We start from the raw sequence: 10,705 nt of genomic DNA, 5'->3' as shown, positions 1-10,705 counted from the left end.
CACGCCCTCCCAACCCCTTTTGTTCGATGCAAGCCCTATTTGCCAAGTTGAAGTGGCTGACCAAGTTTATCAAGCGCAATTAAAACAACATGCCTATCATTTCCTGAATGCATGAAAAAACGATAATGGACTGGAGTATTTTTTGTAATCTCCTGTGCTGACAGTAGACTTTCATCATGGTGAATGAGAGGTTGCTCTTCCATTTCAGGCAATAAAGTCGTTGGCTTAGGAAAATGATGTCGTTTAGCCACTGCCCTACTGCGTTTTCTTTTTATTTTCCGCTTTAAAGTAAACACCTTTGCCAATGCAGTTTTAGCATTAAGAAGCTTACGAAGAGCATCAAATTGACCCGTTGCAGTCAGGAAAAATAAAATATTGTGCTCACAAAGATAATTAAATTCCCGGATCATATGCGCGTTGAAATTAAGATCATCGATTTTATTATGAATACTTTTGAGCTTGCGCAGTTGATGCAGACGCGCAATTAATAAAGGATGACTTGTTTCAGATAATTCCCCAGATCGTGCAACAACATCACGCTGCTCCGGCACAATATGTTTTAAAGATTCGTCCTTGACTGATTGAACAGATTTCATCGCGCATCCTTGTCTTTACTGTTTCATTACAGTATAGACTTAACCCGGGCATTGTGATGACAATTAATCCACTAAGATTTTTTTTAAACTTAAGCTTTTATTTTTAAAGACCCTAATGGGTCTTGACGGTAAAAACTAACTAGTAAGTCATATACCTCAGGGTAGTATTGTTTAATTATTATTGGTTTTTCAAAAAACAACTCCGTAAATACTGCAAAAAATTCGCCGGCAGACGTGGCTGCATAAGGATCAATCGGAATAGGCTCGGGTTCTTGTAAATGCTGGTCAAAATCAGCATAGGCACGATTAAATACTTCAGACCATTTTTTTGCGGACATATTGCGATGAAGGGGGGGAAAACCATTTGCGCGGCCATTTTTCATATCCAACTTATGTGCAAATTCATGAATCACCACATTGTGTCCATCGATGTCACTGCGGTGTAACACATCACTCCAAGACAAAATGACTGGCCCTCGTTGCCACGACTCACCACTCAAATTAGCCCTCCCCTGATGGACCACACCATACTCATCTGTCTCGCTACGCTCTTTCGAGAAGGCCCCAGGATAAATCATTACCGATACCCAACCGCTATACCAATCCAAACCAAGATTTAGAATAGGAAGACAAGCCTGTAACGCAATGATTAAGCGCATAGAGGTCGTGACTTGCAGCGCACCAATACCCTCTAATGATTTGTAGTGAAGAAATAAAATAGCCAGCCGTTTTAGCCTTACTTTTTCCTGCATGCTCAAGCGCTGCAGTGAAGGTAAATAGTGAAATGCACGCTGCCATTCAATATCGGCAATGGGTGATTGCTGTATAATACGCTCATGCCACCATTCTTTTAGCCGTTGAAATAGACGCATTTATTACTCATCACAGGAGTAACCTAAAAACTCTAATCCTTGCTCCAAATAATACGCAATGGTAGGTTTGGAAAATAAGTATTCCGTTAAATCAGGAGCTAAATTATTCCTTGCCTCCTTATGTGCGCCACTCCAATCCTGATCGCTAAAATCACCTCGCCCCAGATACATTAATGCAAGCAAATCAACTTTTTGATCGTCATCAAGCTCCTCAATAATGTGCCTCACTTCGGCATAAGTAAGATCATCGGGGTGATCTGCCAAAATTTGTGCTATATCATAATCATATTCTGAATTGGGTATTTCTTCATCGAAAGTAACCCCTTCTTTTGCCTGAAACTCTTTTGCTTTATCAATGATAAAACAAACAAGTTTCGGATTAATATTTAAAACATCCGTAGTTAACATATTTACCTCCTGTCATCTTAATTTTAACGTAAATTCTGGATAAGAAGTTCTGATACTATTAGTCTAGCCCATTGTAGGCTAATCTGGTTTTATTTGTGGTTTTTGACTTTGGTGATTAAGACATTGTTCTCTTAAAAAGTGATAGATTAACCTTTTTTAGGGGTATATAATGAAAAAAGCCCCTAGAAAAATGAAATTTATCTAAGTAGTTAGAGCATGTTGAGAATAGCCAAACCGCATATTTAAAGAGACTGTTTATGCCAAAGAAAAGGATTACCCTCATATTAGGGATTAGTGTTTTAGTTATTCTTGCGCTCTATTATACAGTTACTAAGTGGTATTCTCCTCCGCAACGTCTTACTCTCTACGGTAATGTTGATATACGTGATGTCAATCTGTCTTTTCGTGTCAGCGGAAGATTAAGCGAATTAACCGTAGATGAAGGTGATGACGTTCATCAAGGCCAATTAATTGCACGCATTGATTCAGCCCCATATATACGCGAAGTTAATTCTGCAAAAGCAGCAGTAAACCAGCAAAAAGCCGCCCTTGCCTATGCAGAAACAGTCTATGCGCGTGAAAAGAAATTATATGGAACCGGTGCCTCATCAATTGATCGCTATCAAAATGCACTTACCTCACGAGATGCAGCGAAAGCAGGCCTTGAAAAAGCGATCGCTGATTTATCTCAGTCTTCACTACGCTTACAAGATACTTATCTTTATTCACCGGCTGATGGAGCCGTTCTGACACGAGCCGTGGAGCCAGGCACTATGTTAGCAACTGGAGCTACAGTGATTACGGTCTCTTTAGTTAATCCTGTTTGGGTGCGTGCTTATATATCTGAAAAAGAACTCACTAAGGCAAAACAAGGAACGCGGGTTATTGTCTATGCGGATTCAAGACCCAATGACTCATTTGACGGAGTCATTGGTTTTGTATCACCAACTGCTGAATTCACCCCTAAAACGGTTGAAACAACTGATTTGCGTACCGAACTGGTCTATCGACTCAGAATTATTATGCGCGATCCGAAACACGAATTACGTCAGGGAATGCCTGTCACGGTGAAGTTTATAGATTAAACGCGGAGCGTTGATGACCTCAAAAAATGAAAATGCCTCACCAAGTCATGCAGACAACGCCATTATCATTGAAAGGCTTACCAAAAAATTTCCGTCAATAAAGGATATTTCACCAGCCTTGATAAGCGTTTCTGCGCAGATTAAGCGAGGAAGCATTACAGGTTTAATTGGCCCTGATGGTGCAGGAAAGACTACTCTTATACGCATCATAGCAGGTCTATTGTCGTTCACCGACGGACATGTTTATGTTGATGGTTTAGAGCCAACCATTAATACCAATGAGTTACGCTTAATTTTAGGCTATATGCCGCAAAAATTTGGTTTATACGAAGATCTCACGGTTATGGAAAATCTGATTCTTTATGCTGATCTGCGCGGAGTATTGGCTGATGAGCGTACTAAAGAATTTGCACGCTTACTGAACTTCACCGATCTCACCAGATTCACCACACGAGCGGCCGGAAAACTATCTGGTGGTATGAAACAAAAACTGGGCTTAGCCTGCGCTCTATTGGGTCGTCCCAAAGTTCTTCTCTTAGATGAACCGAGCGTTGGCGTAGACCCCATTTCGCGTCGTGAATTGTGGAAAATGGTCAACACACTCATTGACGAGGGAATTACGGTTATTTGGAGCACCTCCTATTTAGATGAAGCCGAACTTTGCGATGAAGTACTTCTCATGAATGAAGGCCAACTTGTTTATTCAGGTACCCCACAAACAATAACGGCAAAACTTGTAGGACGCAGTATCCAGGTGCAAAATATTGAAGGCGATCATCGCCTGGTACTGCAACGCGCACTGCGCTGTAAAGAAGTCATGGATGGCGTCATTCAAGGAAAAAATGTGCGTCTCCTCTTAAGAGATGAAGGAAAACTACCTTGCCTGGAATTATTAAACGCTGGGGCAAGCGCTCGATTAGTTCCTGTAAAACCACGCTTTGAAGATGCATTCATTGACCTGCTTGGCGGGGGGCCTGGTGGCGATTCAATATTAACTAAAGTCATGCAGCCAGTGCAAATCACGACCGAATCGGATACGGTTATTGAAGCGAAGCATTTGACGAAGATGTTTGGTACTTTTGCTGCGACGAATGATGTCAATTTTAAGGTAAAACGAGGTGAAATTTTTGGTCTATTAGGCCCAAATGGTGCAGGAAAATCAACAACCTTTAAAATGATGTGTGGATTATTAGCACCCACCTCAGGAACCGCGGCGGTTATGGGGCTTGACCTGCAAAAAAGTGCCAGTAAAGCCCGCCAGAAGCTAGGCTATATGGCGCAAAAATTTTCTCTTTATGGCGATCTTAGCGTACAACAAAATTTACAGTTTTTTTCAGGAATTTATGGCCTTTCAGGAACAAAACAAACTAAAAAAATTACCGAGATGATTAATGCCTTTGCGCTCAACGAGTTTTTAGATACAAAAACCAATGAATTACCGCTTGGATTTAAACAAAGATTGTCTTTAGCGTGTGCCATTATGCATGAACCCACCATTTTGTTTCTGGATGAACCTACATCAGGAGTTGATCCACTGACACGACGTGAGTTCTGGACCCATATCAATGGTTTAGTTGAGAAAGGTGTGACCATTATGGTAACGACACACTATATGGATGAAGCCGAATATTGTGATCGAATTGGCTTAGTCTATCGCGGCCAATTAATCGAAACGGGTACCCCCGATAAATTAAAACAACTGATTATGAATAAGCAACAACCTGAACCAACGATGGAGGATGCCTTTATTGGCTTAGTACTAAAACATGATCAAGAAAATCAAACCATCAATATGGTATCAACCGTTACCTCTCCCCCAATCATACGCAGCGACGAAAAAAGCAGCAGAGGAGCTGACTTTATTCATCAGCATGGTGCTCTACGTCGATGGGCTGCATTATGTCAAAAAGAGTATTATCAAATTATCCGCGATCCCAGTAGTATCATGATTGCCTTTATCTTACCGATGTTGATGCTTTTTATTTTTGGCTTTGGCATCAATCTTGATACCTCCAAAATTCGCCTTGGCCTGCTGTTGAATGATTCCAGTCCTGAGGCACAACGCTTTGCAAAGGCCTTTAGCGACTCACCCTACATTAAAGTCATTCCGATGAACAACAATCATGAGGCAGCAGAGCAACTTACCGCTGGAAATGTACGTGGTTTTGTGGCCATACAACCTAATTTTTCCCTGCGCTTGCAACAAGCTGATGGTATTGCTCCGGTGCAAATTATTACTGACGGCTCAGAAACCAATACTGCAAATTTCGTCACCGCATATGCTACTGGAGCATGGAATATCTGGCAGCAACAGCGCGGTATAGAAATTGGCCAACCACAATTGAATCGCATTGCTCTGGAAAATCGTTATTGGTTTAATCCAGCAGCAATCAGCCGCGATTTCCTGGTACCAGGTTCTATTGCCTTGATTATGACAGTTATTGGTGCTTTATTAACATCCTTGGTCATTGCCAGAGAATGGGAAAATGGAACAATGGAGGCTCTCTTATCAACACCGATTACGCGCATGGAGTTTTTACTCTCCAAATTAATCCCGTATTACATCCTCGGTATTGTCGCGATGATCGTTTGCACAGTAACGGCAATTACGATATTAGGAACGCCCTTACGTGGTTCGATTATGCTCTTATTTATTGAATCAAGTTTGTTCTTAGGCAGTGTTCTTGGTATTGGTTTATTGCTGTCAACCATAACACGCAATCAATTTAATGCCGCGCAGGCAGCCTTAAATATTGCCTATTTACCAGCAATGATGTTGTCCGGATTTATTTTTGAAATTAGCAGCATGCCTACCGTGGTGCAAGCCATAACGTATATTATTCCGGCGCGCTATTTTGTCTCTGCATTACAAACACTTTTTCTGGCAGGTAATATCGGCACATTACTGTTTAAAAATGCGTTATTTTTATTGTGTTCTGCATTAATATTTTTAGGTTTAACTTATAAATTTACAGGTCGCAGACTTGATTAAGGTGAATAAATGTTCCGTCGATTGTTGGCTTTAATCTGGAAAGAATTGCAAGCGCAATTCCATGACTCGGACAGTCGACGTTTACTTATTTTACCGGTAATTCTGCAGGTAGCGCTGTTTCCTTTTGCAGCAACGCTGGAAGTAAAAAATAATACCATTGCCATTTATAATCAAGATACTGGCGCTTATTCTGTAGAACTGATGCAGCGCTTGGCTAAAGCTAAGTCATTTACACAATTAAAAATGATACATAGTATAGGAGAAGTCCACGATACCATTGATAATCAACACGCGTTGTTAGTCGTAACCTTCCCAAGTGATTTTTCCCGCAAGATTGCCTCCGGAAAAACCACAACACTACAAGCCATTTTCGATGGCCGACGTTCGAATACTGCGCAAATTGCGGCAAGCTATGTCCAGGAAATTGTAAATAATTATCAGACTGACTTGCAACTCCAAAATATGGCGCACGGACCTATATCCACCCTTATTGTGCACAATTGGTTTAACCCAAACCTTGAATACCGCTGGTTTATTCTCCCTAGTTTGGTGGCAATTATCACAACCCTTGGCTGTTTAATTGTGACGGCAATGTCCGTGGCCCGCGAGCGTGAGCAAGGAACTTTTGAGCAATTACTTGTTTCACCACTTACCCCTGGCTACATCATGATGGGGAAAACAATCCCCGCGTTAATTATTTCTTCAATGCAAGCCTCAATTATTCTCATTGTCAGCATATTTTTGTATCGTGTTCCGTTTCAAGGTTCCATAATGCTGCTTTATCTGTGCCTTTTATGTTATGCGCTTTCGTTAGCCGGAATCGGCTTATTCATTTCTTCAGTAAGTGCAACTCAGCAGCAAGCATTTTTAGGTGTTTTTGGTTTTCTCATGCCCGCAATTCTGCTCTCCGGGTATGTGTCACCGATTGAGAATATTCCCGAACCATTACAATCCATTACCTGGCTCAATCCTGTTCGTCATTTTATTGTAATTAGTAAAGGAATTTATTTAAAAGGATTTGATATGGCACTGGTGTGGGTCGATTTATGGCCTTTATTAATTATTGCATCAATAACACTATCCTTATCGTATATTATGTTTAAACAGTATATAAAATAACCTATTTTGAGGGTTTAAATGGTATTTTTTCGCTTATATTCGACACACAATAAAACATGGTCATGGCCTCTTTTACTTTCATTATTAACAAGTTGCACTGTTGGTCCTAATTACCATAAACCTGAGACGCCACTTCCAGAAAAATATAGTTTAGCGAAACAAAATAGCCCTGCTAAAAAAACAAATCAATTTTGGATGGACTCTTTAGGTGATCCACTCTTAATTCGTTTCATTAATCAGGCTCTGCGCGGAAACAATTTGGACATTCAAAAGGCTTATGCCAACATTTGCCAAGCCCGTGCTGAACTAGGCATTAGCAAAGCAGACTATTTCCCACAATTAGATGCCAGTGGAAAAATTTCGCGCGATCGTTTAAGTGCTAATAGTGAAATTCTAGTAGCCTTCCCTAACGGTATTGTTCCTTTAAATTATACAGATTATAAATTTGGCTTTGATGCCTCCTGGGAACTTGATTTTTTTGGCCGCATCCGCCGTGGCGTTGAAGCATCACGAGCGCGATTCCAAAGCGCTATTGAAAATCAAGCGAATGTCATTATCTCAACAGCCGCTGAAGTCGCAAATATTTATACACAATATCGCGTTTATCAAAAACGCATTATTATTGCTCAAAATACCATTAAATCTTATAGCGAAACAGTAAAATTAGTTAAATTGCAAATGCAAGCAGGCTCAGCAACGGGCGTTGATCTAAGTCGCGTGGAAAGTGAAGTCCTATCTGCTAAAGCAACATTAATGCCATTACAAGCAGAAGCCAAAGCCTCTTTAGCGGCATTAGCAGTATTAGTTGGCGAATATCCTGAATCATTATTGGATAAGCTCACTCAAACAGCACCAATCCCCACCATCAAGCCAACCAGTTTAGCCATTGGCTTACCGTCTGATTTATTACTCAGACGGCCGGATATAAAAATAGCAGAACGCGATTTAGCCGCAGCAACAGCAGATATCGGTGTTGCCAGAGCCAATCAATTTCCGCGCTTCCAGCTGGTGGGTGATATAGGCTCAGACACGACGATTCCCGGTGCTTTTTTTAAAGCAGCAAGTGGCTACTGGTCTTTTGGCCCCCAAGTCTCACTGCCCATTTTTCAGGGCGGCCGCTTAAAAAATGCTGTTCGTGCTCAAGAAGCAGCGCGTAATAATGCCTTGGCAAACTACAAAAAAACAGTTTTACAAGCGCTTGCTGATGTAGAATCGAGTCTTATTCGTTATAATCGTGAACGCTTAAGAAAACAAAAAATCCAGGAATCTTATGCTAAATTAAAATCAGCTCATCGACTGATCAAGTTACAGTACAAGACAGGACAAACCTCTCTAATTGACGTTCTTGATGTAGAACGCCAACTAAATCAATTAGAAGATCAACAAGCACAATCAACAGGGCAAGTAACGATTAATCTTATTGCACTTTATAAAGCTTTGGGTGGAGGCTGGATATCTAATTAACTAGCCTAATAATTAATAGCCCGAATACAGCGCACTCCAAACTGACCGGACTTAACGTTGGGTAATTGGTTGGGAGCAGCAAGCGGGCGAAAGTACTGGTACCATGCAGCGCTCATAGGCGCGCCTGAATACTCGGTAGAACTCCAGTAGTTTAGATTCGTAGCCAAATCAGCAACAAACCCAAGGCTGTATAAGTTGATCTGGATGTTTTCAGTACTCGTACCACAGCCAGCATCTAGACCAATAGTAGAAGAGCTATAGACTCCCCATTCGCAAATAGAGGGCAAATACCAAGTACCTGCGGCTACTGAGCCACTATTATCGGACGTTATTTGATAACAGAGACCTTCAGCATAATCACTTGTTGGGACAGGAGCTCCTGCGATAAAGCTATTATAATAAATAAAGATATTCCCTGAGTTACAAGAACTATCGGTTAGACCATCACAATTCTGCTGCCCCGCATATTGTGTAGCCGTTTGGCCAGAGGGTTGGGTTGCATTAGGGAAAGGACTTATGGAAGTAGAAGTATCAGCAATCCCCCAAATACTGGTCGAATCAGGATTACCACTACTATCAGCCCCCCAATAAGCAGGTGAACCCGCTGCATCACTATCAGCTACCACATAGGCGGTGGTGCTATTAGGCACGGAAAATACTAAGTAGCCATTCATAGAGAAGGCTAAAGCAATTGTCGTAGGTACACTGACATTGGTGCCACTAATGACAATCCCCCCCTGAGCTACATAAGGAGTTACAGTGCTTGACGTAAAGTTCAGAGCACACGTTCCGCCGTTCGCGGCAATCACAGCACAAGTTGAACTATTAACCCCATTCCATCCTGTAGCAGATAAATCGGCACTTACATTGTATACAGGATCACTGCTCAGATTAGTCACCGTAACACTCACGCCCGCGGGGTCATTGACTGGAATAGCAGCGGTAGGTTGCACGGACAGTGTTGGAGATAAAACACTTACGGTCGCAACTACAACGTTCGTATTGCTACCGCTAATTTGAATGTTGCTGGGTGCCAATAAACTATTGGCCGTAAAGGTAATAGTGCAGGTAGCACCTGGTGCAACAGAGCTGCAATTAGTATAGCTCACACTTAAGGCACTACCAGTTCCGCTTAAATTTGCAGTAATCGCCTCAGCATTAACTGGTGAAGAGGCATTGTTGGTTATGGTAATCGCTCCTTGATTCGTTGGGGCAACTGTACCCAGTGTCAAGGAAAGTGGTGAAGCGCTTATTTCTGCCTGCGGAGCACTGCACACAAAGGCTTGCATATCAAAATAAGTAGCATTAGTGTTACTTCCTTTAACCGCAACATTAGACACCAAAAAAGCCACTGCGGTATTGGTGTAAAAAGAAAGAATGCAACTAGCTCCTGGAGCTAGTGCCGAAGGGCAACCATTATCTTGCACCACATAAGTCAGAAAATTGGAATTTGCAGAAAAAGCATTGATGTTTTTTGCGATCAGTTTGGAGTTATTGGTAATAGTTATAGAGCCTGGTTGTGGCAAACAACTGGGATTTTGCGTAATGCTCACCAGACAATTAAGCAATTTATTGGTGCATTGAGTAAGACTCTTCCCATCTACATACTGGATCAACAAAGAGGCTTCTTGCTCGGTAATTTGTTCATGAGTTTGCGTTGCTCCTGCTGCGGCGACATATATGAAAAAAAAAGCTCCAAACCCTAATTTCTTGCCAAAGCAACCAATGAACGATAATAAGAAGTCAATTATTGAAAATAATTTTATGAACCGACGCCTTCTTAACCCAGAAGATAACCACCGCAATACTGCAAATTTCCCTTTTTTAATCATTCTACTTACCTCATCCTTTGATTCTTTTTTTGATGAATGATAATTAATCTAACAATAATCTGAGTAATCATAATGTAATTGCAACATTTTCTAAATGTTTTTAATCGGGATTAAAGAATCCAAAGATCCTATAGTCCAATGCCAACCTATGCTTTGATGAATACCTAATTTTCTTTCCCTAATGTAACTCATTCAAGCGCTCCTGTTTTAAAATATTAGAGTCTATTTTCCCACTTATTTCACTTTTTTTGCTTCCTGTTCTAAGATTTCTTTAGGGTCTGTTGACATTTCACATAGGCAACCATAAAAGTGCGCAAACCATGGCCACTACAGACGC

General features: G+C 41.2%; 8 protein-coding genes. 4 read left to right on the top strand and 4 right to left on the bottom strand.

The genetic code is table 11. The annotated features are described in order from the left end of the window. Positions 1 to 35 precede the first annotated feature (35 nt). The 3 genes from LDG_RS11340 to LDG_RS11330 all read right to left on the bottom strand — a co-directional run bounded on the left by LDG_RS11340 (position 36) and on the right by LDG_RS11330 (position 1,876). Positions 36 to 596 carry a hypothetical protein gene (locus LDG_RS11340; RefSeq protein WP_006871510.1) on the bottom strand — a complete coding sequence of 187 codons (561 nt, stop codon included), beginning with the start codon at positions 594 to 596 and terminating at the stop codon, positions 36 to 38. 89 nt (positions 597 to 685) lie between these two features. After that, positions 686 to 1,468, bottom strand: coding sequence for a M90 family metallopeptidase (locus LDG_RS11335; RefSeq protein WP_006871509.1), 783 nt, complete (start codon positions 1,466 to 1,468; stop codon positions 686 to 688). A gap of 3 nt (positions 1,469 to 1,471) precedes the next feature. Then, on the bottom strand, positions 1,472 to 1,876 hold the full coding sequence (locus LDG_RS11330; protein ID WP_006871508.1) for a DUF3775 domain-containing protein: 405 nt from the start codon (positions 1,874 to 1,876) through the stop codon (positions 1,472 to 1,474). 257 nt (positions 1,877 to 2,133) lie between these two features. Between LDG_RS11330 and LDG_RS11325 the strand changes: the two genes are divergently transcribed. Genes LDG_RS11325 through LDG_RS11310 form a run of 4 tightly spaced genes read left to right on the top strand, consistent with a single transcriptional unit; the run spans position 2,134 to position 8,536 of the window. Then, positions 2,134 to 2,961 carry an efflux RND transporter periplasmic adaptor subunit gene (locus LDG_RS11325; RefSeq protein ID WP_006871507.1) on the top strand — a complete coding sequence of 276 codons (828 nt, stop codon included), beginning with the start codon at positions 2,134 to 2,136 and terminating at the stop codon, positions 2,959 to 2,961. A gap of 13 nt (positions 2,962 to 2,974) precedes the next feature. After that, entirely contained in the window at positions 2,975 to 5,953 is a 2,979-nt protein-coding gene (locus LDG_RS20735) for an ATP-binding cassette domain-containing protein (RefSeq protein ID WP_006871506.1), read from the top strand. A 9-nt stretch (positions 5,954 to 5,962) separates the two neighbouring features. Then, on the top strand, positions 5,963 to 7,072 hold the full coding sequence (locus LDG_RS11315; RefSeq protein ID WP_006871505.1) for an ABC transporter permease: 1,110 nt from the start codon (positions 5,963 to 5,965) through the stop codon (positions 7,070 to 7,072). A gap of 18 nt (positions 7,073 to 7,090) precedes the next feature. Beyond that, positions 7,091 to 8,536, top strand: a complete 1,446-nt coding sequence (locus LDG_RS11310) for an efflux transporter outer membrane subunit (RefSeq protein ID WP_006871504.1) — start codon at positions 7,091 to 7,093, stop codon at positions 8,534 to 8,536. A 5-nt stretch (positions 8,537 to 8,541) separates the two neighbouring features. Here LDG_RS11310 and LDG_RS11305 read toward each other — a convergent pair whose 3' ends face one another. Next, on the bottom strand, positions 8,542 to 10,368 hold the full coding sequence (locus tag LDG_RS11305) for a hypothetical protein (protein ID WP_040535564.1): 1,827 nt from the start codon (positions 10,366 to 10,368) through the stop codon (positions 8,542 to 8,544). Positions 10,369 to 10,705: the final 337 nt, after the last annotated feature.

The sequence above is a fragment of the Legionella drancourtii LLAP12 genome (assembly GCF_000162755.2).
GTDB lineage: Bacteria > Pseudomonadota > Gammaproteobacteria > Legionellales > Legionellaceae > Legionella > Legionella drancourtii.
Note: the sequence above shows the minus strand (reverse complement) of the source record. Positions and strands in the feature narration are given on the sequence as shown.